The organism is Hymenobacter sp. (genome assembly GCF_036388155.1).
Classification (GTDB): domain Bacteria; phylum Bacteroidota; class Bacteroidia; order Cytophagales; family Hymenobacteraceae; genus Hymenobacter.
Genome location: NZ_DASVSI010000048.1, coordinates 24,480 through 50,988 on the forward strand (window position 1 = coordinate 24,480; position 26,509 = coordinate 50,988).

Here is a 26,509-nt window from a genome sequence, read left to right on the forward strand (position 1 = left end):
ACGGATTTAGGGCGCCGTAATGGTTGCGATGCCCCGGGCTTGCGATGAGCAATCTGGGCCTTTAGACGAAGCAGTGCGCCCGTTCCAACCCACAACCGGCAAAAGCCTAAGGGCCGAGTTGCAGGGCTGAATTGCGGCAGTGTGCTGGGTTGCTGGCTTGCGGTGAAAGCTCGCTAAATCCGGCAATAGCCCCCGCCCTGAGCCGCGTGGATAGCCAACGGGAGAATTTGCCGGACAGGATGATCGTTCAACAACGCGAAAACCGGCTTGGGGTAGCAAGACGCGGTTTCCAGGTTTGACCAGGGCCCTTGTCCACGGAGCGCCCTGGCGGCAGTAGTTGCTGAATGACGGGAGTAGAACCCATCCTGTCCGGCCTTATCTCCGCTTAGTCGTGGCCCCAGCCGTTGTCGCCGATTTGCAGCGGGGGGTCGACCGGCGTACTGCTTTCGGTAGCCGTGGTTTCCGTGCGGGCGGCCGCCGTGGAGTCGGAAGTGGCAGGAGTTCCGAATAGGGTGGTTGCCTGCAGCAACAACAGCGTAATTATTTCAAGCATCTTGAGATGGTAAGTGATTGTGCGTTTGGATTTAACGACACAAAACTCCCGCTCCTCGGCCCGCTTTAGAAGGATAACCACCCACTATCCTTAACTAATACTTTTTTTTGTTGATTTATTATTTTATAAATAAAGACTTAAGTTAAAATGCCTTTCTGACCGACTGCAGGACACCTGTGGCGTTGGCTGTTTTGGCATTAAATCTCAATTCATGACATCAGCCCTGGCTTTTGGGTGTACTCCCCCAATTTCAAAGGTTGATATTTGCGGCGGCTGAGAAAAGGAAAAATCCGCTATTTGCTGACACGGTTTTTTTCACGCCAACGACCCTAGCTGCATAGTAAATACTTGATAATCAATCAATCATTTTGAAAGAAATTATCAACTTAGCTCAAATCGTAACATCCCGCGGGCTGGCTAATCTGCCGTTGCTCGACTTGAGCAGCTCGCAGGACACCAAGGAGTTGCAACTCCTGCGCATCCTCTCTAACGAAAAGGAACTCACTGAGCGTCAGCTCACTAAGGACATCTACGGCGCGTTTACGCCGGCGGCCCTGGCGGCTTTTCAACAGCTCAAGGCGCGCCTGCAAGCCAAGCTGCTCAACCACCTCTTCTTTCTCGACCACACGGATCCGCGTCACCTGGTGACGCGCCGCTACGAAATGGCCGTGTTGCACCTGCTGCACCAGGCCACGGCGCTGACCATGGAGGGCGAGTACGGGCTGGCCGAGCAACGGCTGCGCCGCTGCCTGCTGCTGGCCAACCGGGACGGTTTCATCGCCTACGCCGTGCAAGCTGCCCGCCAGCTGCGCACGCTGTACGTGACGCGGCGCAAGCCGGGGCGCTACCGGGAGATGGTGACCGAACTGGCCCGCTTGCAGCAACTCCAAGCTTGGGAAGACGAGGCTGAGCACCTCAACGCGGAGTTTCGCGTGGCCGCGGGCAGCACCGTCGCCACCCAGCACCGGCTGCTGCCGCAGCTGCCGGCCTACCTCGGGCAACTCGAGGCCCTGCACGCCCAGGCCCAAACGTTCAATACCTATTGGTTGCTCTACCGGGCGCGGCTGTTCTACGAGCAGCTGCGGGGCAACTTTTTGGAAATCATGCGCATCACCGCCCAGGCCGAGCAGGACCTGCGCGCCGGCCAGCTCAACGAACGGCGGTTTGATTACCGCTACAACCACTTCATGGCCGTCTACGGCCACCTCATGTCCCGCCAATCGCTCCGGGGGTTGGAGTTGGCGCAGCACTACCTGCCGGCGTTTCACGCTTCTTCCACCAACTGGTTTGCCTTTCAGGAAAACCACTGCCTGCTGGCCTTGCAGGCGGGCGACTGGGACCACGCCCGCCGGGTGCTGGACACGGTCACCGCCAACCCCTCCTACCCCAAGCAACAGGCCGCGGCCCGCCAGCGCTGGGACCTGTACCGGACCTACCTGGAGTTCCTGTTGCCCGGCCCGGGGGGGCGGTCCGCGCGCCAAACGGTAGCCCAATGGGCGCTGATGCTGCCCGACTTCAATCGCGACAAGCGCGGCTATCACGTCGCCGTGTTGATCGTGCAGCTGCTGTACTTCCTGCAGCGGCGCGACCTCGACGCCGTAATGGTTCGACTGGAACGGCTGCGCAAGTACCAGCAGTTGCACCTGCACGAGGAGCCCGCGCTGCGCAGCCGCTTGTTTTTGCGCCTGCTGATGCTACTACTGGATTGGGACTTCAACCCCCGGGTGTGCGCGCAGCGGGGCCAGAGCCTGCTCGGCAAATTGCAGGCCGCGCCCCTGCCGGGCGAAGCGTACGCCGAAATCGAAGTGGTCCCCTACGAAAAGCTGTGGGAGCTTACGCTGCAGCTGCTCCAGCAAGGCCCGCCCCTGGCCGCCAACGCGGCCCCCCGACGGGGGCGGCCCCGCGGCAAAAGCCGGGCAATCACCCCCACGACCTGACCGGGGCCGCTTGCCTACTTCACCCCGCGCCCCGAACTGCCCGACTCCGCTCTGGCCGCCCATCCTGGCCCCGGCCCGGCGCATTTTCCCCGTGCACCCCGGCTGGGACGGGCGTTTCGTCCTTTTTTTACCCATGCCCCCTTCTTTTTTAGCCATGCACAAGTTTTCGCGAGCTGCCCCGGGGCACCTCCTGGCCCGGGGCGCCCTCCTGTTGGGCGTGCTGGGTTGTTCTTCGCCGCCCCCGGGCGCGGACTCGCCCATTCGCATCCGGTGGGCCCAGGACCCCGAAGCCCTCGACCCCTTGCGGATTTCCACCCCGCAAGCCGTGGAAGCCGCCAACCTCTTGCACTGCGGCCTGCTGCAGCTCAACTACGCGCGGCGCACGTTTGACCCGGCGCTGGCGGAAGCCTTTCCCCTTAGGCAACTGGTAGGCGATTCGTTGACCCGCCTTACTTACCGCCTGCGGGCGGCGGCGCGCTGGGACACGGGTCAGCCCGTGCTGGCCCGGGACGTGGTCTTTACCTTGAAGCTGATGGCCTGCCCAGGCCTGCCGAATGAGGGCACGCGGACGGAGTACGCCTTCATCCAAGCCGTGGCCCCCGACGCGCAGGACCCGCGCCGCTTCACGATCACCTGCGCCGGGCAAGCGCCGGAATACGCCCAGGTCTCCGGGAATTTTCCCATCTTATCCGAAGCCAGCCTCGACCCGACCGGTCGACTCCGGCGCTTTTCCCTCGCGCAATTGCGGCGCTGGCCCGCCAGCCAAGCGCCCGACACGGCCCTCGTGGCCCTGGCCCGGCGCTACCAACGGCTGGGCCAGTCGTTTTCCGGTTGTGGTCCTTACCGGTTAGCGGCGTGGAACAAGGACCGCCACGTGACTTTCCGCCGCAAAACCGACTGGTGGGCCGACCGATTGCCGGCACCGGTGCCCGTCGTGCTGCAGGCCCGGCCCCGGGCCCTGCGCTTTGCCATCATTCCCAACGAAACCACGGCGCTGCTGGCCCTGCGCCGGGGTGAAATCGACCTCTACCCCCAGGTTACGGCGGCCCAGTCGGAGCAGCTGCTGAATTCGGCCCAAGCCCGGCGGACAGTGTCCCTGCACACGGCCTCGTCCTACAACGTGGTCACAGTCGGATTTAATACGCGCCGACCCACCCTGTCCGACGCGCTGACTCGTCAGGCCCTGAGTCGGCTCTTTGACGCGGACGGCTTATTGCGGGCCACCCAGCGCGGAGCGGGCGTGCGCACGGTGGGCTTGATCAGCCCCGGAGACAAGGCGCGCTACAACGACAGCCTAAATCTTATTCCTTTTGACCCCGCCAGCGCATCCGCCTTGTTGCAGCAAGCGGGGTGGCGACGCACTGCCGGGGAGTGGCAGCGACCTGCGGGGGACCGAGCGGGCTTTCAGCGCTTGCGCTTAACGTTGCGTTACCGAGGGGACGAATCCCTTTTTGCCCTCGTTGCGCTGCAATTTCGGGCCAGCGCGGCCGCGCTGGACATTCCCGTGGAGTTGCTGCCCGGGGAAGCGGCCACGCTCAACCAGCTGTTGCAGGCGGGCGATTTCGACGTCTATATACGCACACTGAAAGGCAACCCTTTCGTGTTCAACTTTGCCCCCATCCTGGGTTCCCAGTATGTGGGGGTCAGCAACCTAACCGGGTTCGGCACCCCGGCCAGTGACCAATTCCTGGCCGCCGTGGCCGCTGCGACAACCCCGACTCGGCAGCGGCAGCTCCTGCGCCGGTTTCAGGTGCTGCTGCAAGCACAGGCCCCGTTGGTGCCACTGTTTATTTTGCCCACCCGCATCGCCGCGAATCGGCACGTTTCGGGCGTAGTGGCAACGGACCTAAAGCCCGGATACGTGGTCTCGGCATTGCATTGGAGCCTTCCCAAAGACTAAGACCGTACCGGATGCAAAGCCGGCCCCAACCGCCCCCATTATTGTTGCGCTCTCTGCCCTAGGCTTTTTACCAACGACGCGCTCCGGTAACTTCACCAGCACTTCTACCTACATATTATCCTCGCAGTGCCCACCCCCATTCCGACTGATCCCACCCGTATCAACATGAAATCAACTCGTGAGGTAAATCACTGGTGCCAACTCTTTAACTGCACCGAAACTCGGCTGCGCAACGCCGTACTCGCCGTCGGGCCGCTCGTGGCCGATGTGCGCGCGTATTTGAATCGTTAAACCAGACCTCAAAAGCCAACGTTTCTTCGCCGAACGAATTTCGAATTTTGCTAGCGCCGACAGGTGGAACGGGTCTTCCGCCTTCTCATCCGGCGGCAAATGTCGGGCGGTCCGCTAGCATCTTGTTAGAGCAAGCGACACACCACAGGGGCTTGCTACGAGCTAGCAGATGCTTCATTTTTGTGAGTAAGAGCCGAGGAATTCAGTTGGGTTTTTAAGTAAATACCTAAACTAATTCATGCTGTGTCAAAATAGATGAGCTGGCCGGCTTGCGGCGGTCCTTAAATGGTCTACCTTCGCTGCCCACATCTTCATGATTTATTGTTTTTTATTGCATAGAAATGATAGATCATGCCCTAGCCTTTCTGCGGGATGAGTTAAGCAGCTACCTTAACGAACTGTATCGGCTTCCGGACAAGGCCGTTCTTGCCGCTCCGGCCCAACAGGGCGGTGCGCCCATGACGGATAATGTCATCAGCATCGCCCTCGTCAACATAGAACCCGAAACGGCCCTGCGGAACGCGCCGCCCGAACGATTGAATAGCGAAGAATTTCAGTTGCAAAGCCCGGCGCTGAAGCTCAACCTGAAGGTTCTTTTTGCCACTCATTTCACCGATTACGCGGAGTCGTTGAAATTTTTAACCGCCACCCTTTCCTTTTTCCAGGGGCGGGGCGTCTTTACCCCGCAGAATTCACCGCGCCTGAAATCATTCGACCGGTTGGTAGTGGAGCTGGAACCGACCACGTATCAGGAGTGGAGCTTCTTGGCGGGCATGTTTGGCACCAAGCACACTCCCAGCGCAGTGTACAAAGTCCGCATGATTATTATTCAGGACGGCACCGTTCAAAAGCGCCCTCCCGTGGTGAGAAGTGTTGGCACGGACCTGAACCGCTGAAGCCATGGCAACACCCCCACCCCCTGGTTTTCAGGAGTTGTTGCGTTTTGAACTGCAACACACCTACTTCCTTGACGACCAGTTGCCTGATTTGGCCGTGGCGCCCACCCGCGCCACCACCGAGCGCCTGCGCCGGGCGGGATTGTTGCTGCGCGCCCAACGTGGCGGCTTCGTGCTCTTGTGGCAGGGTGAGGGGCAATCCCCGGCTCCAGCCTTTCGTCAATACCTAGAAAAACGAGTGTTTCCGCTCGTATTTGCTCTGCAGCCCCGCGCCTCAGCCTTTCATCTGTATACGGACCTGCCCCCGCCGGCCGCCGACAACTGCTCAACCTACTGTTTTGAGTCGGGGACGAGCACTGCCCTCGCTTCGCCCAACAAAACGGCTCGGCCCGCTGACGACAAAAAAGGTCGCCACTGCCTGGCCGGTCCCGAAGCGCTCCCGCTACGACCGTTGGTGTTCGATTATTACCGGCCGCCGTTGGTCGCAAAACGACTGAAACCGGTTGCACCTAGCGATCACGCCGAGCTGTGGGCCCAGGACAAGCGGTTGGCCGTGTGGCCGCCGGAAGACCCTCTGCAACCAGCGCGGGAGCGAGCGCTCGTTCTTTCTTCTACCACTGTGACGCTTAACCTGCGGCAATGGGGCAGCGGACGTTACCAGCTGCGCCTGGAAGAGACCACCTGGGACTTCTACGCCGATGACGATTTGTCAGCCGCACGGGCCTGGGGACTGCTTCAGGTTAACGAGGGTGCCCTGGCCCTAAAACCAAATCCGATATATGTACTGCAATTCCAAGCGCGGCGGGTGTATTGGCAGTACCACATCCAGTTTTTGACCAGCGCTGAGGCAACTCCTGGTCCGCTAACGCTTGAGGTCCGCGAGCTGGGCAAAGACCTCGAGGAACCGGCAAATTTTGAAGCAGTGTCTTCCCCAGCCCCTAGCCTCAATGTAATTTTTCGCTCAAAGAATACTATTTCACTCAAAGAGCGATACCAAGGTCGGCAGTACGAACTTTTCACCCTACATTCGGCCACACGTGGAACTGAGCCGAAGTGGCGAAAGCTACGCTCAGCACTGCCACACGCCGACATTCAGCAGTTAAGAACTGAAGGGGAAGGGCCTGTAGCGGAGATTTTTGTGCGCATCCGACTGTAAATCAATTTACCCTAACACCCCCTCAACTTCTTTTCATGCAGTATTCTACCCCTGGCGTTTACGTCATTGAACAAAATGCCTTCCCCAACTCCGTGGTGGAAGTGGCCACGGCCATCCCCGCTTTCATCGGTTACACCGAAAAAGCATTTTACAAGGGCAAGGAGCTGAAGGGCATCCCGACCAAAGTGGAATCGTTGCAAGACTTCGTGGCCTATTTTGGCGAGGCGCCGGTCCAGCAATTTGCCCTCACCGGGCTGCCCGCCAAGGCGACCGACGCAAAGGGCTCCGACGCGAAGGGCTCCACCCTGGCCGTGGAAGCGAGCACGCTGACGTTCACCATCAAGGGCGAACAAAAGAAATACTTGTTGGCACCGGCCGAGTCGGCGCTCTACTACTTGTACAACGCCATTCATTTGTTTTACTTGAACGGCGGGTCCACCTGCTACATCGTCTCGATTGGGGATTGCGACAACGCCGACAGCAACAAGGACGATTTCACCAGTGCCATCGACGCCTTAAAGTACGAGCAGGACCCGACCATGCTCCTCTGCCCCGACGCGCTCCGGCTGAAGGAGGCCGAGTATTACGAAGTGACGCAGCAAATGCTGAAGCACTGCGAGGAGATGCAAAGCCGGGTAGCCATCTTTGACGTGTACCAGGGTGCCATCACGGACCCGCGCCAAGTGGACGGGGACGACAGCCCCATCACCCGTTTTCGCGCCAACATTGGCCAAAACAACCTGAGCTACGGCGTGGCCTATTTTCCGTGGGTGCAAACCAGCATTGTCTCGCTCAATGAGGTATCGTTCCGGAATTTAACGACTGCCAGTCTTGAACTGCTCTTGGCCGACCTGAACCCGGAAGGCACTGCGCCCAAGGAAGCCGGGGCAGTAGTCGTGGTGGAGGCCCCCGCCAAGGTGGTGCCCGTGCTTTCCGACGGCAAGGGCCCGGATGCCACCGAGACGGTAAATATTTTCACGCAGGCCATCCAATTGCAAGCGGCCACGGTGAGCGAGTTGCCCGATCCTGCGGCCCTGCAGGCCAAGCGCAAAGACATCAACAACAAGATGCTCGCGCTCTTCCCCTACTATACGCAGACGCTGACCACCGTGGCCCGTTACCTAAGCACTTTGCCCGTGGCTCCGGCGATGGCCGGCGTGTATACTGCCACCGACAACGGCCGCGGGGTGTGGAAAGCCCCCGCCAACGTGAGCTTGAATGCCGTGATAGCCCCCACCGTGTCGCTGAGCGACAGCACGCAGAGCAACCTGAACGTGGACGCCCTGAGTGGCAAGTCTATCAACGCCATCCGCTCCTTTAAAGGATTGGGGGTGCTGGTCTGGGGCGGCCGTACCCTGGACGGTAACAGCCAAGACTGGCGCTACGTGAACGTGCGTCGGACGATGATCATGATCGAGCAGTCGGTGAAGCTGGCCGCGCGGGCTTACGTGTTCGAGCCCAACACGCCCAACACGTGGACCACCTTGCGCAGCATGATTAATAGCTTCCTCTTCACGCTGTGGAAGCAGGGGGCTTTGTTTGGCACCAGCCCCGCGGAAGCTTACAGCGTGAACGTGGGACTAGGCAGCACCATGACGGCGGACGACATCCTCGACGGCATGCTGAAGGTGACGGTCCTCGTGGCCCTGGTGCGCCCCGCCGAATTCATCGTGCTTACTTTCCAGCAGCAAATGCCCGGCGGCGCCGCGTAAGCGCCACTCGTTCAGCCACCCATACTCATCCTTACCTTTTAGCAATTTTCACGCATGGCAGACGACGGCAGCGCACAAAGTCAGACCCTTTGGCCCATTACTAAGTTTTATTTCGAAGTAGACGGCCTTGGCGGAGGCATTGGCAATTATTTTCAGGAGGTAAGCGGCCTCGACACCGAAACGCAGATCATTGAGTATCGGCACGGCAACAGCAAAGAGTTCTCCCCCATCAAAATGCCCGGCCTGAAAAAAGTGGGCAACGTGACGTTGAAGAAGGGCATTTTTGTAAAAGACAACAAGTTTTGGGATTGGTATTCCACCATCAAGATGAATACCATGAAACGCGAAACCGTCGTTATCAAACTGCTTGACGAGGCCGGGGCGCCCACCATGACGTGGACCCTGACCAACGCTTGGCCCACCAAAATCCAGGGCACCGACCTGAAAGCCGACGGCAACGAAGCCGCCATTGAAACCATTGAGCTGGCCTACGAAACCCTAACCATCGCCAACGCTTAAACCCGGTGCCTTCCGATTACCCACTTCCGGTCAGCTTTTATTTCCGCCTCCAATTTTCAAACCCCAAATTCGGCGCCTCCGACAACGCCTTTCAAGAGGCGAGTGGGCTTTCCGTAGAGTTAGAAATAGAGGAAGTGCGCGAGGGCGGGCAAAACATGTACAAGCACCGCTTCCCAACGGGGGCCAAGTACGGCAACTTGGTGTTGAAGCGCGGCTTTGTCAGCCAGGGCTCCAAGCTGGCCGTGTGGTGTACCGCCACGACCACGACCGATTTTTCGCGTCCCATCGAAACGTTCGACGTGTTGCTGCATTTGCTGGATGCGTCCGGCGAAGCGCAGGCAACCTGGGCTTTCTTGGATGCTTACCCGGTGAAGTGGAGCTTGTCGGACTTCCGGGCCCAGGAAAATGCGCTCGCCATTGAAACGCTGGAGTTGGCTTACTCCATGTTTCAGCGCGAGTAAGCGCATTTGTTCCACTTCTGTCTTAAACGAAACCCTGCCAGCAGGCTTCGCCGGGTCATCACCCGGCGAAGCCTCTTTTTCTCCACCGACGTTCTCCGCAGTGCTTCTCTATCATTTACCGCATGGCCATTGAAATCCGCGAATTAATCATCCAGGTCACCCTGCACGAAACCTCTCCTGGTGGTGGGCCCGCCGCCGCCGCGCCGCTAAATGGCGCAGCGATTCGGCAGTTGCAGCAAGACCTGACTCAAGAATGCGTGCGGCAGGTACTAACCGAGCTGCAACGCCAGCGCGAGCGCTAAGACCTAGCCCTTAGCCACGCCTCCCCAATGGCCCTCGTTAAGTTGCTGCTGCAAGCCTACTCCGACCCAGGATTCAAAACCAAGGTCGCAGACTACACGGTATTTCTGAACCCGGAATCGTTTTCGCACAAAAGCGAAAACTCTTACGACACTCCTCGGCCACCCGGCAGCCCGGCTGACACGCCTCGTTTCAACTATTCAAGCCTGGGTAGTGTAGATTTCAGCCTGGTGCTCGATGGTACCCGACCCATTGATGGCACCGCGCTCAACGTGAGCGACTCCATCACGAAACTGCGAGCGGTGGTATTCAATTATTCCGGCAAAATTCATAGTCCCAATTACGTGAAGCTCACGTGGGGGCAGTTTATTTTCAATGGCCGGGGCACCTCGTTTAACATCACCTACACGATGTTCCGGCCCGACGGGCGGCCCCTGAGGGCCAAAGTGGACCTCGCGTTTGTGCACTTCATGGATGCCAATGCGGCTGCGCTGACGGCCGACCGGCAATCCGCGGACCTCTCGCACAGGCACTTGGTAAAGGCCGGCGACACGCTTCCGCTGCTCTGTTACCGGATTTACGGAGACGCCCGCTACTACCTGCAGGTGGCTCGTCATAACCAGCTTATTCATTTCAGCCGGCTCGTGCCGGGCACCCTACTGGCCTTTCCGCCCCTTATTTAAACATGGCACTTCCTCCTTCCCCGCTCGTGGTAGCGGGCCTGGCTTCGTTTGAGATAAGGGCGAACGGCAAAATACTCGACGGCATTTACCGGGTGCTCGGGGCCAGTGTGACCACTGGCATCAACAAGATCAGCACGGCCAGCTTTGAGGTCATCGACGGCGATCCAGCCACCGGAAAATTTCCGGTCCTCGACGCCAAAATCTTGCGCACGGGCACCTTTATCAGCATCGCAGCGGGGTACGACAACGTCAACAAGCCGCTTTTTGAGGGCATCATCGTCAAGATCAGCCTTGCTTCACAAGGCGCCCAAGGGATGAAAGTGAACGTGGAATGCCGCGATGCTGCGTTTCTGACCAGTAACGTGAGAAAAAGCAACGGCTTCGAAAACAAGACCACCAGCACCGTTTTAACCGAAATCATTGGTGACTACGGATCTCTACTTACCGGTTCATTTGCAGCCACTGATAAAGTTCACGAGAAGCTCATTCAAAAGGATTGTTCCGACTGGGACTTTATTGTGATGCAGGCGGAAGCGAACGGACAGGTCGTGTTGAATGCGAACGGTAAGATTTCCACCGTGAAGCCTTCAACGGCCAGCCCGGACGTGTTGACGTTGGAATATGGCATAAACGTGTACAGCATCTCGCTCGACATGGACGCCCGCACCCAGTACACCAGTGTAAAGGCCACAGGCTGGAATTCAAAAAAATTAAAAATGGTGGAAGTAACGGCCGCCCCGTCGACGCTTATCACCCCGGGGAGCACGAGCGGCGCAGCGCTTGCGGCGGCCGGCGGCCAAGGCGTCTACAGCGTCACCACCCAGGCTAACGCTGATGTAGAAAATTTAAAAGCATATGTGGATGCAGTGCTTATGAAGCAGACGCTTGCCAAAATCAAGGGCAGCGTTCAAATTCCAGGGACGGCGTTAGCCGTGCCGGCCTGCACCGTTAATTTGAGCCGTTTGGGCCAGGAGTTCAGCGGGCGAAGTTTCGTTTCGGAAGTGAAGCACACCCTGGGCGTGGACTGGAAAACGGATCTCACCTTGGGCATGGACGAGAAATGGTTTGCCCAGACCAAGCAAGAAGTGGCCCCGTCCACGGCTGCGGGCAGCACCTCTCCCCCGGTCAATGGTCTGTACGCGGCCGTAGTTAAGCAAATACAGGCAGACCCGGGGAAAGAATTCAGGGTACAGGTCACCGTGCCGCTGTTTGATGACGCGCTGTGGGCGCGCCTCGCCTTGCCTTATGCCTCGAAAAATGCCGGCCATTTTTTTTATCCGGAGGTGGACGACGAAGTGATCCTGGCTTTTTTTGGAGGAGATGCGCGCGACCCGGTAATTCTCGGCGCCTTGCACAGCAGTACCCGTGCCCCCGCCTACACGCCGGATGCGGCCAATACCAAGAAGGGAATCGTAACGGCCGCCAAGCTCAGCTTGGAGTTCGATGACAAACAAAAAATCCTGACGCTAAAGACGCCGGGCGGCAACAAACTGGTCATCAGCGATGCGGCCAAGGGCCTGACCCTGACGGACGAGCAACAGAACACCATCACGATGGCCAAAGCCGGGATTACACTCGAGAGCAAGTCGACGCTCACCGTCAAGGCGGCCAAGGACCTGATTCTCAAATCCACCGGCGGCAAGGTTATCCTCGCAGCGGCTACCAAGCTGGAAGCCAGCGGCCCACAGGTAAGTATAAGTGCTAAAACCAATCTGGAACTCGGCAGCAAAGCCACAGCCAAATTGCAAGCCACCGGCCCCCTGACAGTCAAAGGTCTCGCCGTGCTCATCAACTGAACTCGAACTGCACCCGGTCCGCTGGTCCCGCTGGCTGGCATACGGGAAAGATCCTTGCTGCCCCACTACCACTTATTCCATCGCTGGCTACATCCATCTATTCTATGCCCCCCGCTGCTCGTATTACCGATTTACACACCTGTCCCCTGCTCACGCCCGGGCTGCCGCCGGTGCCGCACGTGGGCGGTCCCATTTTGGGCCCGGGTTGCCCCACGGTGCTCATCGGCGGGTTGATGGCGGCCGTGCTGGGTGACGTGGCCAGCTGCGTGGGTCCGCCCGACACGTTAACCAAAGGTTCGGCCACGGTGAAAATTGGAGGCAAGCCGGCCGTGCGCATCGGCGACACCACGGCCCACGGGGGCGTGGTAGCCCTGGGGTTCCCGACGGTAATCATTGGCGGCTGAGTGATGATGGACGCGCTAAACTCTTCGTTTCTGGGGCAAGGCTGGAGCTTCCCTCCCCGTTTTGATCCCGCAACCAAGGGCTTGGCCCTGGTGCGGGAAGCGGAGGACATCCACCAAAGTCTGTACGTGCTGCTGCACACCGAACCCGGCGAGCGGGTGATGCAGCCCACGTATGGCTGTGCCCTGCGACAGTTTTTGTTTGAACTGCCCGTTAGCTCCACCCTGGCCCGACTGGAGGAAGAGGTGCGAGACGCCATTCTCCACTTTGAGCCCCGCATCAACGTGGACCAGGTACGGACGGACATCAGCGACTTGGCCAGCGGCATATTGCGCCTGGACGTGAGCTACGTGATTCGGGGCCTTAACAGCCGCAACAACGTGGTGTTCCCCTTTTACCTGCAGGAGGCCACGCTGCTCCCCTCGTCCTAGCGAGCGCCCATCATGGCAGAACCGAATGACGCGATAGCGGGGCAGCGCCGCTTTCGAAGCGGCGGCACTTCGCAAACGGAGCGATTGCCGGCGGCACTCCGGCCCGAGCTGGTGCAGCTCGACGGCCGCAGCCTGCCGGAGCTGCTGGCGTACGTGGCCCGCCTTTCGGAACATTTCCTGTTCTACGAAACTTCCGCGTGGCCCACCCCGCGTGGTTCCTGGTCTTTGTCGCGGCAACGCAGCTTGCTGCTGCTGGCGGTGGTGGCCGATCAAAACAACGTGGGCTTGGCCCAAGCCTATGCGGCCGAATTGCGCCCCCTGCTTGACGCCGCCGCCCCGGCAGGCGCCAAACGCGGGGCGCACCAGCGGCTGCTGCAATTGCTGCGCCGCCAAGCGCTCACGCTCATTGGGTGGGCCACGGCCCACCAGCACAGTGACCAGCACCACCATTTTGCTGAAGCTTTGGCGGCTATGCTGCGGCGCGCGGCGCCGGAGCTGCGCGAAGCCGCTGAGCGTGAGCAGCGGCTTCGCGCAGCCGAAACGCTCATTAACCCTGCCGTACAACTCACCAGCGCCCTCCTCGCGCAGTTGGATGGCCTGGCACGGATTGGGGAACCGCCGAGCACGGGGGCTCCAGCGCAGTCTTTTCCCGCTCCCAACAACTTGGAAGGCGACGATACGTCGTACTTGATGGGAGTGCTTTGGCAGTTGCACCGCGAACAGACATTGCTGGCGGGCGTGGCCAAGCAGGCTCTGGCCGCAGACTTGCAGCTTTCCAACCACCGCCCTGAGCTCGCCCTGCTGGTCGCCTTTTTAGAACTGTACCGGCACGCGCAGCGGGAACTGAACGACATTCCGCGTCGACACCTCAACCATTACTATGGGGAGGTGTTGCGCACCAGGGCGCGCGCCAGCGTGCCGGACCAGACGTACTTGGCTTTTGGCTTGGTAGCGGGGGTGGCCACTCATTGGCTGCCGGCGGGTACGCTGGTGGAGGGGGAAGACACAGCCCAGCAGGTCCAGTTCGCTACGGCCGAAGACGCCGGCTTAGCCTCTTGGCGCGTGGCGGCCCTGGCCACGCAGTACGTGGCTCGGCAGCTCCAACCGGGGCCGGATGCGGAGGGTCCAGTAACGGGCATTTACGCGTCGGGTTGGGTTGACCCTGACGCCGGCCGGGGGCCGGGAGCGGCGGCGGGAGCCGGGTGGCCCCTTTTCGGCGAAGACCAGGGCAGTCGCAAGCCGGCCGACCGTACCCTGCCCGACGCCCGGGTGGGGTGGGCTTTGGCCGGACCGGCGCTGGAGCTGCCGAGTGGCCACCGGGCCATCACCGTGCGGGTGCAGGCGGCAGCAGCAAGCTTTGCCTCATTCCGGCAGTTATTGGAAAACGCCCAGCAGGATTTAGGGCGGGCGGGTGAGATGCTGTTGGCGGCCACTTTTCGAGTAGAAGTGACGGGGCCTGAGGGCTGGTGCCCGCTCACGGTTCAGCACGTGGTGTTGGAAGAGGACACTCAGTCCGTGTGTTGGCGTCTGGCGCTGGGGCCTAATCAACCCGCCACCAGCGGCTACGATGCCGCTTGCCACGAAGGTAATTTTGCCACCACTTGGCCCGTGCTGCGGTTTGTGCTCAACGGCTACAGCCCGGCTTATGCGTATAGTTTTTTTGCCGTACTGCTTCCTGCGTCCATCACCTTGGGCATCGAAGTTGATCGGGTGGCGGCAGTTGCCTTGCGCAACCCGTTGGGCGAGGTTGACGAGGCCACGCCTTTCGCTCCTTTTGGGTCGCAGGCCCGTGCGGGCGACTACCTGCTGATCGAAGCGCCGGAACTGCGGGGCAAAAACCTCCAGCACGTGAAGCTGGAATTTGCCTGGCAACATCTACCCCCGCAAGGGTTTGCCGCCTATTATTCGGGTTACGGGTTACCGTTCACCAACGACAGCTTCCGCATCAGCACCGCCTACCGGGACGGAGGACGCTGGTGCACCGGCGCTGGTACGGCCGCCGATCAGCCCTTATTTGCACCGGCGTACGCTCATTCGCCCCTGGCCGCTACCACAACGGTACGCCTCCCGCAGCTGGGATACCTCGACGGCGCCGAGGCCGGGCAATTGCGCGTGAAGCTGGTCGCACCCGCGGCGGGCTTCGGCGCCGATGCTTATCCCACGGCGCTGGTGGAAGCGGCGCATCACAACGCCCGCAACCCCAAGCAGCCGCAGCCCCTGCCGGGGCCGCCGTTTGTGTTGCTCGCCCGTAAGCTGCAAATAAGTTACGGTTTGGAAGAAGTTACTTTTCCCTCCCGCGGTCCTGCCGTGGTCGGAACCCAATTCTTCCACCTGCACCCTTTTGGCGCCGGTGAGCCTGCCGCAGGCCCCGTCGGGCTCTTACCTGAACTTCCCCACGAGGGCACTCTCTTTGTGGGCCTAACCGAGGAAGCCAAAGGTCAAATCGTCAGCGTAGTGCTTGAACTCACTCTGCCCCAGGCGGGCGAGGACGGCTCCGCCAAACGCCCACTGGCCCCGGTCCACTGGGCGTATTTGCACCAGGATTCGTGGGTGCCCATCGCGCCGGCCCCGCACTTGGCCAACGGGCTGGCGGGCGTTGCCAGCAGCTGCGCCGTGGAAGTAAAGCTGCCCGCCGACCTGCTCCCCGAATCGCGGCAATTACCGGGGAGCTTGTGCTGGCTGCGAGCCACGGTCGCGGCCGGGGCCGATAGCTTTGGCCCCGTCAGGGCCATCCATACGCAGCTGGTCCGGGCGGTGCGGGTAACCCCAGGCCTTGCCTCCCCTCTGCAGCGGGATTCGCTGCCAGCCGGCATCCTCACGCGCCTGAGCGGCTCCGTCCCCCAGATTGGAACGGTCAAACAGCCTCTCCCGTCGTTTGGTGGGCGCCCCGCCGAGGACGAGGCGGCTTACTACCGTCGGGTGAGCGAGCGCCTGCGCCATCGCAACCGGCCGGCTACGCCCACCGACTATGAACATTTGATCCTGGAGCTATTTCCGGAAGTGCACAGCGCCAAATGCCTGCGAGCGGGGCAGTTGCCGGGGAAGCGGGTGCCGGGCCACCTCGTGCTCGTGGTGCTGCCCCAAGCCGACGCCGTACCGGGCATGACCTTGCCATTGTTTGGGGCGGGAAAATTGATCGAAATGAGCCAGGCCCTCCAACCGCTGGTTTCCCCTGCGGTGCAGCTGGAGGTGCGCAATGCCACGTACGAACTCATCCAGGTGCGCTGCCTGGTAATCTTCCAGCCGCCAACACCGGGTGAAAACCGCCTCGATTATCCCCAGCAGCTGCAGCTGCAGCTGGCGCAGGTGCTCTCCCCCTGGCGGCAGGAGGACCCGCAACGCGGCGGTTTTCACCACCACGTGACCATGTCCAACGTCCTTGCCCACCTGAACCGCCAGCCTTACGTGGCGGCCGTCACCGGTCTTTCCTTGGTGAAAACCGCCCTTATTGAAGGAACTCATCGATTTTACGACTCCGCGACCGCGGCATACGCGCAAGCCGAGGTGCGCCCTTCGGTGCCGTGGGCGGTGCTTGCGCCCGCGCCCTTCCACCTGCTGAGCGAACGCCAAGGCAGTTTCGCGCCGGCTGACCTGACCCAAGTCGCGGTCACGACGGGAATTGGCGATTTGCGCGTGGGGGGCGGATTCATTGTTGCCGATCCCTTTTGAGGGGCACCCATCCTTTATTCACTTCCGTAACCCGCCGCTGCCGAGTTGCTTTTTGACGTTTCTAGCCCTCCTAAATTCATGGCCTCTACCTCTTCCAAACCCACCAACGTGCACAGCCGCAAAGTCCTGAAAGGGTACTTCCTCAGTGGCAACATGCCCACCGAGCAGCATTTTGCCAGCCTCATCGACTCCGCCGTAAACCCGATGGACGACGGGTTCAGCCTGGCCCCCGAATACGGCTTGCAACTGGCGGCCGACAAGGAGCAAAATCGACTGGCCTCCTTTTATCCCACCCTTGGCGACGTTGACGCCAACAACCCGGCGTGGTTTGTCGAGCTGGCCCCGGCCAGCGCAGAAGCCTCCAGCCTTAGCTTTTCGGAAGCCCAAGCCTTGGCCGACGCGCCGGATGCCGCCCGCACGGGCACAAGCCGCCTGCATCTGGCCGCGGGCGGCCACGTGGGCATTGGCACCACCGATCCGCAGCAGCAACTCGATGTGCGCGGCTACGTGGCCAGCCACGGCCGGGTCGGTACGTACGCCGATGACCCGCAGAACCCGCGCACGGAGGTCCCCGCCGACGGGCAGTGGCATCCCATTTTGACCAACCTCGATGGCCTGCATGCCTTCGAAATAGTGGCGGCCGCCAGTGGCGCCAAGGGCCGTGGTCGCTACGCCCTCACGCACGCGACGGCCCTCAGCGCCTTTGGAAAGTCGAATAGTCGCATATTTCGCAAGAATGCGTGGTTTTGGGGCTGGTTTCAGAAAATTCAATTTCGCTGGACCGGCGAGCTGCATAAATATGGCCTTGAGATGCGCACGGCCAGCTCATTTGGCGCCGGCAGCTGCATTGTGTACCACATCACGCACTTGTTCGGCGACTCGTGTCCAGGGCACGGCGAACCGCTGCCGGGGCAGGAAGACCAATTGGCTCCCAGGGCGCAAGCATCGTAGTCGTGGCGCCTTCGTTTGATACCATCCAGCACGACCAAGGCTTGCCGCCGGGGCAAGACTTTGGGCAACTCCGCGCCGAGGGACTGGCCTTGCTGCAGCGATTGAGCGGCCAACTGTGGACCGATTACAACCTGCACGACCCCGGCGTGACCATCCTGGAGGCTCTTTGCTACGTGTTAACCGACTTAAGCTCCCGGGCCAGTCAACCCATCCCGGACCTACTAGCCACTGGCGCGGGCGGGGACCCGCCGGGCACTTTCGTGCCGGCCCACGAGGCCTTTGCCACCCACCCAATGACGTGTCGCGATTACGAGCGTCTGCTACTGGACTTGTTCCCTCACACCATAAAAAATGCGTGGGTGAGCCCACTCCCCGGGGTTGACGGCCAGCCCGGGGCCCCAGGGCACCATCAAGTACAGTTGGAGCTTCACCCGTCCTTCTACGAATCAGCGCAGGAAGCAGAGTTAGAACGCCTCAGCATTCAGTTTGGGGAGGTCCTCCACACGTTACGCAATCTAGGCGAAGTATTTGCCCGGCCCATGATTTTGCGGCCCCTGGCCATCACGGTGAGCGGCAGCCTGGACCTATTGCCGGGCTACCACGCCGAACGGGTGCTGGCCCAGGTGCTGGCCGCCCTGGCGGAAGCCCTGGCCCCACAGCCCACTTCCGCCAGCCTGCACTTGCTGAGCGCGCAGGGGCGTGCCGCGGAAGACATCTTCGCCGGTCCCGTGGCCGCGAATCGTCTGCTGATGGAGGATGCGTTGCCTCGGCGGCGGCCCATCGTGGAAATCAGCGCTCTACTTCGGCGCATTGCCCTGGTGGATGGCGTCCGGCATTTGGGTCAGCTCCGGCTGCATTGCGCGGGTGACCACGGCAGCACGGTGGAGGCCGATCAAGTACAAGTACCCGACGGGATGATCCCCCAACTGCAAGCAGCGGCGAGCTACGACCGACTCGTGCCCAGCCAGCTGGGGGTGCCGCTGCGGCTCAACCGGAGCTTGGTGCTCAACGAATTTGAGCGCCTGCTGCAAGGCGCCCGGTACGTGGGGGGCGCCACCAGCCAGCTGCTCGAGCAGCGCCAGTTCGTCAACCCCAAGGGCACCTACCAGCACTTCGGCCGCTACGATTCTGTGCAGCACCTGTTCCCGGCCCTTTACGGGGTGGGGCCGGAGGGGCCACCGGTAACAGCGGACGCCGAGCAGCGCGCTTCGATCATGCAGCTGAAAGGGTATCTGCTGCACTTTGAGCAGGTCATGGCCGACTTCTGCTCCCGGCTGGAAAATGCAGGGCAGTTTTTCTCCATCTCCCCGGCCAAAGCCACCGACCACACCCTACTTTACGACGTCCCGTTTGTGGCGCCGCTGCTGAGCGGCACAACGGTGTCGCCTGAGGAGGCCTGGGGCCAGGACTCCGCGGCGGTCGCTCGGTGGCAGGCCTACCAGGCCGATGGCTTCAATGCCTACGCGCGGGCCCTGCGGCCGACGGCGGAGCAACGACCCGGCCGTCTGCACCGGCGTTATGTACTGCTTACGCATCTGCTGGCCCGGTTTGGCTATACTGTGCAGCTACAGGCGCCTCCCGAAATTGCAGACGAACACGTCCAGGAATACCTGATCACCGCCTACGAACGGCTGCTGACCCACCTGCACCCCGCTACCTACAACCGCACCCGGGCCCGGCTGCCCCTGCTGGCCGCTCCCACCCCCACGGCCGAGGCCGAATCCGGGGTGGAGTTTTTCCTGTTCCTGCTCACCGGCCTCGAATCCATCCCCCGCCGCTGGGCTCGCCAGCAAGCACTGGCCCAACTCGAAAGTCAGGTGCAGTGGCAAGAATCCGAAGAAGCTCTTTCCGCCGACCGTCCCCGGCTGCGACTGCAGTTGGACCGGCCTCCCTCCGTGCCGTTTCCGGAAGTGTTGGCCGCCTTCCGGACCCAATTACAGTTGCCCGGCTGGCACGCTTCCCCCAGCGGGCTGCTTCGTCCCGGGCCGCCAGCCGCTGCTGAAGCCACCACCTCCCTGCCGGCCCATTCCGCGGTTACCGAAGCCGAATGGCTGTGCGAACCCAAAGCCCCCAGTGGCCCTCAGCCCCAGGCTTCGGCCGACCTGTTTTCTCAGTTGAGCCACTATGTGCAGGAACTGGGTGCCCAATTGGTGCGCGTGAGTCTGCTGGACCACTTGGTGCTCAAACCCTGGCCCAAGTCTGATGCCGTGGGCGAAGCGCAAGCGGGAGATTTCGACTTCTTCCACTGCCAGATCACGGCGTTTCTGCCGGCTTACGCTCCCGCCTACGACCAGCGCGCCACCGGCACTACCGGTGACTACGCCGAGGCCCGGGCTTACTTGGAATACCTCATCCAGCAGTACACTCCGGCGCACGTCCTGCTGAACCTGGTGTGGCTAACTTACCCGGAGATGCGCGAGTGGGAAGCCTTGTACACTTTGCTCGTGCCCGCCAGTGGCTTGCTCAACGCCACGGGCAAATCCGACCCCACGTTGCGGGTCATTCAGGACGAAGTGCGCGCCTTTGTGGAGCTGCACCTGGCCAAGGCTACTTTCTAGCGCCTTGATGCGACCCACCGCCACCATCCAGCAAGTGCGCTTCGAGCTGCACGCGCCCAATACGCCGCCGGCCCGCCAGCTGCCCGAGCGCCTGAGCCGCCTTCACCACGACCAGCTAGCCGCCGTGCTGGCTGAAGAACTTGGGCACTACCCCCCCGGCGGCCCGGCGGTGCGACTCGCCCAATTGGTAGTGGTGGTGCCGCCCCTGGCCCCCGACCGGCTGGAGAAAGACTTGCCCGAGGCGCTGCGCGGAGCCCTGCGCTCGGCCCTGGCCGCCCTGCCGGCTGGTTCGGCTCAGTCACCTGTGCCGCCCGGGGAACCGCTGGACCCGCTGGCCTATTTTCTGCTGCACGGCGCCCTACCCTGGAGCGCCTCGGCCCCGCACTTTGACGCCAACGAGGCCCTGCGCGAGGCCCTGCGGTACCGGCCGGGCGCATTGCGGGAGCTGCTGCGCCGCGTGGGCGCCGCCGAGGCCGTGCGCCAGCGCCTGGCCCGCCAGCTCAGCGATGCTACGCTGGGGCTGCTCATTGGGCTACTGGAACCCGTTCACGCGCCTTTTATCAAGGACTACATTGCGCAGACCCTGGCCACGCACCAACGCCATGCCTTGCTTCCCATTCCGGAAGCCGATTTGCGGGTAGTCGTGTACGAGTTGGTGCTGGCCGACCTGCTCTTGCGGTGGCACACTTCATTTGCTCGCCAAACTTTTTTGGAAAAGCAACTCCGCGGAATGGCCGCACATTATAACCTGGTCTACGACGAGCTTTTGCAGCGGCTCGCCGCAACGCTGGTGGGTCAATTAGCGCCCACCACGCTGACCACCACTTTGCAAGCGCTGCAGCGAGAGGCCCATCCAGCCAATGCAGCGGCCAGGGTAGAGTCAACCCCGGCGGCTTCCAAGGGAAAACTCGAACAACAGGGGACCACGGCCCATTCGGCCCTCACGCACTATTTGCGCTTGGGCTACTTGCCGCACACGTGGGACCCGCACTTCTCGCTGGACGAGCTGAGCACCGAGCTAACCGGCGTGTTGCGGCAGGGGCGCGGCGCTCTGCACCGGCTGATGCAACCAGTTGGATATGACGCTGCGGCATATTCCTTGGCTCACCGGTTTCCATTGGCCATTAGCCAGCAGTTCGTGCACCTGCTGGCGCCGGGCCAAACCCGCGCCTTTCTGACGCTGCTGTCCCAACTGACGACGCAGGCCCGCTGGCCCCCCAACAGCCAATCCGTGTACGAGAAGAAGTTGTGGCAGGAAGGGTTACGGCATTTGCTAAACACCGAGCGGATGGCCCGCCCCCCCGGACCCGTGCAGCGGTGGCTGCCTCAGCACCCGGAATTATTGGCCTTGACCGCCTCATCCACTGACAACGCAACTTCAGCAGCGGCAAGTGACTGGGCGGTGGGTCCGCTAAACGGCGCGGGCGAAGCTGACCCAGTCAGCAGCGGCGCTGCTTTTTTCACCTACTTGTTACACGGAGCTTCCAGCCGCGAAGCGTTGCAAGCCGGGCAACTGCAGGCGATGCGCCAAACCCTGCATCGGCTGCTCCAGCAAGACGCGCAGCCCTTACTAGCCTTTCTGCGGCAGCATCGGGCCAGTGCTCCCGTGCTGCGCCATATCGGAATGCTCCTGGACTTCGATAGCTTGGTGGCACTCGTGACGAAAGCACGAACCGCTCGGCCGTGGTACCTGGCAGGCCCGACAGCCCAGGCGCTGGCGGGCCTGCTGGCCAACGACACCTCCACGACGGCCCATCCGCCGCAAGGGTGGTTGCGCGCGGCCTTCTTGTATTTTCACTTGCAGGGCAACGGGCAGCCCCTTGCCCTGGCTGCGGTTGAGGCCTGGCCAATGCTACAGAGCCATAAGCTGCCGGCCCGCGCCGTGCGGGTGTGGCTTTTGCGGCGGCTGGCGCGGCACCCCGGGGTGGCACAAGTCCCCTTTTTTGCCTGGTTGCTCAATGCTGCCAGCCGGCGGCTGGCGTCTACGGGGCAGCCGTTGGGCCTCGCAACCGGGAAAAACAGCGAAGACCTGGCTTCCCGGACCGAGCGACCGGCCTTGCAACAAATTGCTGCCTCTGGGGGCGAGTTCAGCAGCGGGCAAGACCTTGGGCAGCGCAACCACGTGCGTGGGCTGACGCCCTCAACCCTCGGCTTTGGCCCCCGCCAAACGGAAAGCACAACCCCATTTTCCGCTGCGACCGGATACGAGTCCGCTAGTCATTCAAAGCCCCATTCAAGCGGCCTGCAAAGCCGGTCCACAATTCCTGCTTTCTGCCTGTTGCCGATTACAGCAGTGTCGCTCGCTTCCTTTCAGGCATCTGCATCGTGGCGCCCGGCCGGCACCCGGCCGGCAGAAGCCTTTGAATTGCTGCTGGCCCATTTGCTGAGCGGAGCCGCCATTGGCAGCAGCGCCAGGAGGCGGACCATGTTCAAGCTGGTACTCGCCGAGCAGCCGGGAGCGCTGCGAGCCGTGCTGCGCCGCCACGGCCCGGCCGCGGGAGCCATGGGCGGGCGGCTGGCCCGCCTGGCCACGTTTGTGGAACTGGCGCAGCTCGTTCCGACGCCGGCCGGAGCATCTGGCCAGCTGCCGGTGGGGCGGCGGGCCCTCGCGGCGCTCGACGCGCTGGCGGGCGCCGACACCACCCAGGTACCCGCGGGACTACTGTTTCTGAAGGTGGCTTTTCTCTCGTTTCATACGCCCGCTTCTGGCGGGTCCTTTTCCCGGCGCGATGCCCAGGGCCAGGCGGCCAGGCAGCGCTTGCCCTGGCGGGCGCTGTTGGAGCAAATCGCCCGGCTTCGGCGGCGGGTACCGGCCTTGGCCGCCACGTCTTTTTTCGCCCGGCTGTGGGCCTTTACCCCTGGCCAGCCGCTAGCCGGGCACTTTGGTACGGCTGCGTTTTCGGGCACTTTTCCGGGCGAACAGCTTGCGACGGGTGGCGTTTTTACAGAGGCTCCAGGAGCACCTGTTCAGGCCGCCGGGCCAGCCAGCCCACTACGAACGACTCAGGCTTCCGCCGCGGGGCCACCTGTGGAAGCGGCGCAGGAAGGGCTGTTTTATTACCTGTTGCACGGCCAATCTCCGTGGTGGGAGGGCGCGGCCCCGGCCCCGGCGGCACTGCGCCGCACGTTGGCCCACACGGCTCGTCAGCCGCTCACGCAAGCCTTCTTGAAGCGCCACGCGCTCCAAAGCTCCGTGCGGCGCCGGCTAGCCCAACTGGCTGATTTTAGCTTGCTTCACACCCTGACGGCAGCTACCGGGCCGGGCCGCCAGCAGCGCCAGCTGCTACGCCCCGCCTTCGCTCGCCTCGACCAGTTGCTGCGGGCCCTGCCGGGCGGCAGCCAGTCGCGGTTTCACGTGTTTCTGCGCGAAGCTTACCTAGCCGCTACCCTAGCCAGCCCAGCAGCGGGCACCCAGCTGGGCCTCATTCGCAAAGCGGCCACGGCCGCGGGGCTGTCGTGGCGAAGTAGTCTACACCGCGTGGGCCACTTGCTGCGTCAGATACCTTCCCTGGCCGCTGACCCTTTCTTTGCGTTGTTGCTCCGGCACTACCTGAACGCCCCTGGTCCCCGGCCTACGCCCCGGCTTGCTCCGGCTGTTGCCACCGACCCGACTAGCTCAGACAAAGCAACTTTGTGGTCCGCACGGCCAATACACTTGCCCGCCAGCTGGCAGGTGAGTTCAGCGGCAGTGCTTGCGGCCGACATTCTGGAGCACTACTTGCGCACGGGCCAGCTACCCGCCGCCCACTCCGGTGCTCAGTCCGGGGAGTTGATAAGGGCCTTGCTGCGGGCCCCTGATGCCGGCCTGCGAGCGCGCCTGCGGCCCTATCTGGACGGCACTACGGCCCGGCACCGGCTGGCCGCCGTGGTGCCGTCGACCACGGAGTTTTTGTCCTTGCTGCGGTGGCTAGCACCGGCGGCGTACCAGGCCCTGGCCGGCATCGTGCGCGATTGGCTGCGGCTGCAAACCGTCGGCCTGGTTCAGTTTGGCAAATCGCCGGCCGATTTGTGGGTGGCCGTCCTGGCCCTGACATCGGCCAAAGCGTCCTTGCCAGCCCACGCCCGAGCCGCCGCGTTGGTAGAAGCGCTGGTGCGCGGCGAAAGCGCCCTGACGGGCCGCCCGCCCGCTGGCAAGCCCGGCTTGGGGGCAGCAGGCCATCTCCGGACGGCCGCCGGGCTGGCCTTCGCCCCCAATGGCCAGTCGGTGCCCGAGGCCCTGCGCCTGTTGCGCCTGATTCAGCGCAGCCACCTGCGGCTATTCAGCTACCTTGCCGCTCTGCTGGCCGCCCTGCTGAAGCCGACCGAAAAAGCGGCACCGATTACGCCGGCGGCACCGGCTGCCGCTACCCCACCATTGGCGCGCCCACGCCCCCTTATGCGCCCCAAGCCCCTGCCACCCGAATTGCAGCCCGAAGCCGCCACATACATCGCCAATGCCGGGTTGGTGCTGGTGTGGCCCTTCCTCACCACGCTGTTTGAGCGGCTGGGCTACGTGGCAGAAAAGCAATTCATAAGCATCGAGCAAACCACCCGCGCCGCCTACCTGCTGCAATTTCTGGCCACCGGCGAAGACCAGCCGCCCGAACACCTGCTCACCCTCAACAAGCTGCTGTGCGGCGTGGGCCGCACCCTGCCGCTGGTGCGCGAGCTGCCCCTGACCGACGACGAAAAAGCCACCGGCGAAAGCCTGCTCGGAGCCTTGATGGCCCAGTGGGGCAGCGCCTTCAAAAACACCAGCCTCGCGGGCCTGCGCGAAACTTTCTTGCAGCGCGGCGGCAAGCTGGTGTGGGCCGATGACCGGGTCACGCTCATCCTCGAAACCAAAACCGTGGACATCCTGCTCGACCAGCGCCCCTGGTCCATTGCCCTCATCAAATTGCCCTGGATGCCCCTGCCCCTCTACGTAACATGGCGCTAAAACCTGCTTCCCCCGCCGCCCTCGGCGCGACCCTGGCCCGCGAGCTCGACTGGCTGGCGGCCGTGCTTGATGCCCGCCTCAAGCTCTACTTCGAGCACGGCTCCCCGGTGGCCGCCGTGGAAGACCTGCCCGCCCCCGAGCTGCCACCTGCCCCGACCGATGTCTACGGCCAGGTGGTGGCCCGCAAAAAGCTGGGCTGGGCCGAGCGCCTAGTGCTGGCCCTGGCGCTGGCCCCGCACCTGCGCCCGCAGCTGCTCGACCCGCTCTTCGCCCGCAACGCCACTTACGACCGCGCCTTCACCGAGTTTGGCGGCCTGCGGGGCAAGCACCACCCCGGCTTCCTGCCCACCGGCGAAACCGCACTCTTCCTGCTGGCCGGCGACGACCTGACCGCCCGCCTGCCCCACCAGGCCCGCCTCTGGAGCACCTCGCCCCTGGCCACGGCCGGCCTCGTGCACCTCGCCCCCACTGAGCCCGGCGAGCCCGCCCTGGGCGGGGCCCTCACCGTGCCGCCCGATGCCCTGGCCCGCCTCACCACCGGCCGGCGCACCAGCCCGCAGTACGGCCCCGACTTCCCCGCCCAGCGCGTGACTACGCCCCTCACCTGGGCCGACCTCGTGCTCGACGACACGGTGCTTGACCAGCTGGAGGAAATCAAAACCTGGCTCGTGCACCAGAAGGACATCATGCAGGACCCGCACCTGCGCCGCCACCTCAAGCCCGGCTTCCGGGCCCTGTTCTACGGCCCGCCCGGCACCGGCAAAACCCTCACCGCCTGCCTGCTGGGCCAGGCCACCGGCCACCGCGTCTACCGCGTCGACCTCTCCATGATAGTGTCCAAGTACATCGGCGAGACGGAAAAGAACCTGGCCCGCGTATTCGACACTGCCGCTCGCCGCCGCTGGATTCTGTTCTTCGACGAGGCCGATGCCCTGTTTGGCAAACGCACGGAAGCCAGCTCCTCCAACGACCGCCATGCCAACCAAGAAACAGCCTACCTGCTCCAGCGCATCGAGGATTTTCCCGGCGTGGTCCTGCTGGCCTCCAACCTAAAAGGCAACCTGGACGCCGCCTTCAGCCGCCGCTTCCAGGCCATGGTGCACTTCCCGCTGCCCGGCCCTGAGGAGCGCGAGCGGCTGTGGCAGCAAGCCTTTGGCGGGGCAGTCAGAGTAGCTCAAGACGTGAAGTTTTCCGACTTAGCCGAGCAGTACAAGCTGGCTGGCGGGGCTATTATCAACGTATTGCGCTACTGCGTACTAGCCAGCTTACAAGAAGGGCGTGCTATGAGTCTTGCTGACATAAGGCGAGGCAGCGAGCGAGAATTAGCAAAGGATGGCAAAACTTTGTATAGTAATAATAAATAATTTGCTGTTACT

19 protein-coding genes are annotated in these 26,509 nt (G+C 62.5%); 18 read left to right on the forward strand and 1 reads right to left on the reverse strand.

The window, feature by feature from the left end; translation table 11 throughout:
* Nucleotides 1–385: 385 nt before the first annotated feature.
* Nucleotides 386–553, reverse strand: coding sequence for a hypothetical protein (locus VF629_RS07075; RefSeq protein WP_331057762.1), 168 nt, complete (start codon nucleotides 551–553; stop codon nucleotides 386–388).
* 368 nt (nucleotides 554–921) lie between these two features.
* On the opposite strand from VF629_RS07075, the gene VF629_RS07080 reads away from it, so the two are divergent.
* The 18 genes from VF629_RS07080 (at nucleotide 922) to VF629_RS07160 (ending at nucleotide 26,497) form a co-directional block, all read left to right on the forward strand.
* Nucleotides 922–2,490, forward strand: coding sequence for a hypothetical protein (locus VF629_RS07080; RefSeq protein WP_331057763.1), 1,569 nt, complete (start codon nucleotides 922–924; stop codon nucleotides 2,488–2,490).
* Nucleotides 2,491–2,623: 133 nt separating this feature from the next.
* Nucleotides 2,624–4,390, forward strand: a complete 1,767-nt coding sequence (locus VF629_RS07085; RefSeq protein ID WP_331057764.1) for an ABC transporter substrate-binding protein — start codon at nucleotides 2,624–2,626, stop codon at nucleotides 4,388–4,390.
* A gap of 126 nt (nucleotides 4,391–4,516) precedes the next feature.
* Nucleotides 4,517–4,681 carry a DUF3606 domain-containing protein gene (locus tag VF629_RS25785; RefSeq protein WP_414653860.1) on the forward strand — a complete coding sequence of 55 codons (165 nt, stop codon included), beginning with the start codon at nucleotides 4,517–4,519 and terminating at the stop codon, nucleotides 4,679–4,681.
* 341 nt (nucleotides 4,682–5,022) lie between these two features.
* Entirely contained in the window at nucleotides 5,023–5,577 is a 555-nt protein-coding gene (locus VF629_RS07090; RefSeq protein WP_331057765.1) for a DUF4255 domain-containing protein, read from the forward strand.
* A 4-nt stretch (nucleotides 5,578–5,581) separates the two neighbouring features.
* Complete coding sequence (locus VF629_RS07095; protein ID WP_331057766.1) at nucleotides 5,582–6,733, forward strand: hypothetical protein; 1,152 nt, start codon at nucleotides 5,582–5,584, stop codon at nucleotides 6,731–6,733.
* A gap of 35 nt (nucleotides 6,734–6,768) precedes the next feature.
* Nucleotides 6,769–8,445: a phage tail sheath family protein gene (locus tag VF629_RS07100; RefSeq protein ID WP_331057767.1), complete on the forward strand. Its 1,677-nt coding sequence runs from the start codon at nucleotides 6,769–6,771 to the stop codon at nucleotides 8,443–8,445.
* Nucleotides 8,446–8,499: 54 nt separating this feature from the next.
* Nucleotides 8,500–8,964 (forward strand): phage tail protein, encoded by a 465-nt coding sequence (locus VF629_RS07105; RefSeq protein ID WP_331057768.1) that lies wholly within the window; start codon nucleotides 8,500–8,502, stop codon nucleotides 8,962–8,964.
* Between the two features lie 5 nt (nucleotides 8,965–8,969).
* Nucleotides 8,970–9,425 (forward strand): phage tail protein, encoded by a 456-nt coding sequence (locus tag VF629_RS07110; protein WP_331057769.1) that lies wholly within the window; start codon nucleotides 8,970–8,972, stop codon nucleotides 9,423–9,425.
* A gap of 122 nt (nucleotides 9,426–9,547) precedes the next feature.
* Complete coding sequence (locus tag VF629_RS07115) at nucleotides 9,548–9,727, forward strand: DUF5908 family protein (RefSeq protein ID WP_331057770.1); 180 nt, start codon at nucleotides 9,548–9,550, stop codon at nucleotides 9,725–9,727.
* A gap of 27 nt (nucleotides 9,728–9,754) precedes the next feature.
* Nucleotides 9,755–10,408: a LysM peptidoglycan-binding domain-containing protein gene (locus VF629_RS07120; RefSeq protein ID WP_331057771.1), complete on the forward strand. Its 654-nt coding sequence runs from the start codon at nucleotides 9,755–9,757 to the stop codon at nucleotides 10,406–10,408.
* Nucleotides 10,409–10,410: 2 nt separating this feature from the next.
* Complete coding sequence (vgrG, locus tag VF629_RS07125) at nucleotides 10,411–12,204, forward strand: type VI secretion system tip protein VgrG (protein WP_331057772.1); 1,794 nt, start codon at nucleotides 10,411–10,413, stop codon at nucleotides 12,202–12,204.
* A gap of 104 nt (nucleotides 12,205–12,308) precedes the next feature.
* On the forward strand, nucleotides 12,309–12,608 hold the full coding sequence (locus VF629_RS07130; RefSeq protein ID WP_331057773.1) for a PAAR domain-containing protein: 300 nt from the start codon (nucleotides 12,309–12,311) through the stop codon (nucleotides 12,606–12,608).
* A gap of 3 nt (nucleotides 12,609–12,611) precedes the next feature.
* Entirely contained in the window at nucleotides 12,612–13,037 is a 426-nt protein-coding gene (locus VF629_RS07135; RefSeq protein ID WP_331057774.1) for a GPW/gp25 family protein, read from the forward strand.
* 12 nt (nucleotides 13,038–13,049) lie between these two features.
* Nucleotides 13,050–16,706, forward strand: a complete 3,657-nt coding sequence (locus VF629_RS07140) for a baseplate J/gp47 family protein (protein WP_331057775.1) — start codon at nucleotides 13,050–13,052, stop codon at nucleotides 16,704–16,706.
* Nucleotides 16,707–16,784: 78 nt separating this feature from the next.
* Nucleotides 16,785–17,657 carry a hypothetical protein gene (locus VF629_RS07145; protein ID WP_331057776.1) on the forward strand — a complete coding sequence of 291 codons (873 nt, stop codon included), beginning with the start codon at nucleotides 16,785–16,787 and terminating at the stop codon, nucleotides 17,655–17,657.
* Nucleotides 17,658–17,659: 2 nt separating this feature from the next.
* The gene (locus tag VF629_RS07150) at nucleotides 17,660–20,215 is read left to right on the forward strand and encodes a hypothetical protein (protein ID WP_331057777.1); all 2,556 of its coding nucleotides are present in this window, start codon (nucleotides 17,660–17,662) and stop codon (nucleotides 20,213–20,215) included.
* A 7-nt stretch (nucleotides 20,216–20,222) separates the two neighbouring features.
* Entirely contained in the window at nucleotides 20,223–25,133 is a 4,911-nt protein-coding gene (locus VF629_RS07155) for a contractile injection system tape measure protein (RefSeq protein WP_331057789.1), read from the forward strand.
* Nucleotides 25,124–26,497 (forward strand): ATP-binding protein, encoded by a 1,374-nt coding sequence (locus VF629_RS07160; protein WP_331057778.1) that lies wholly within the window; start codon nucleotides 25,124–25,126, stop codon nucleotides 26,495–26,497. The genes VF629_RS07155 and VF629_RS07160 overlap by 10 nt, the downstream gene beginning before the upstream one ends.
* Nucleotides 26,498–26,509 lie beyond the last annotated feature (12 nt).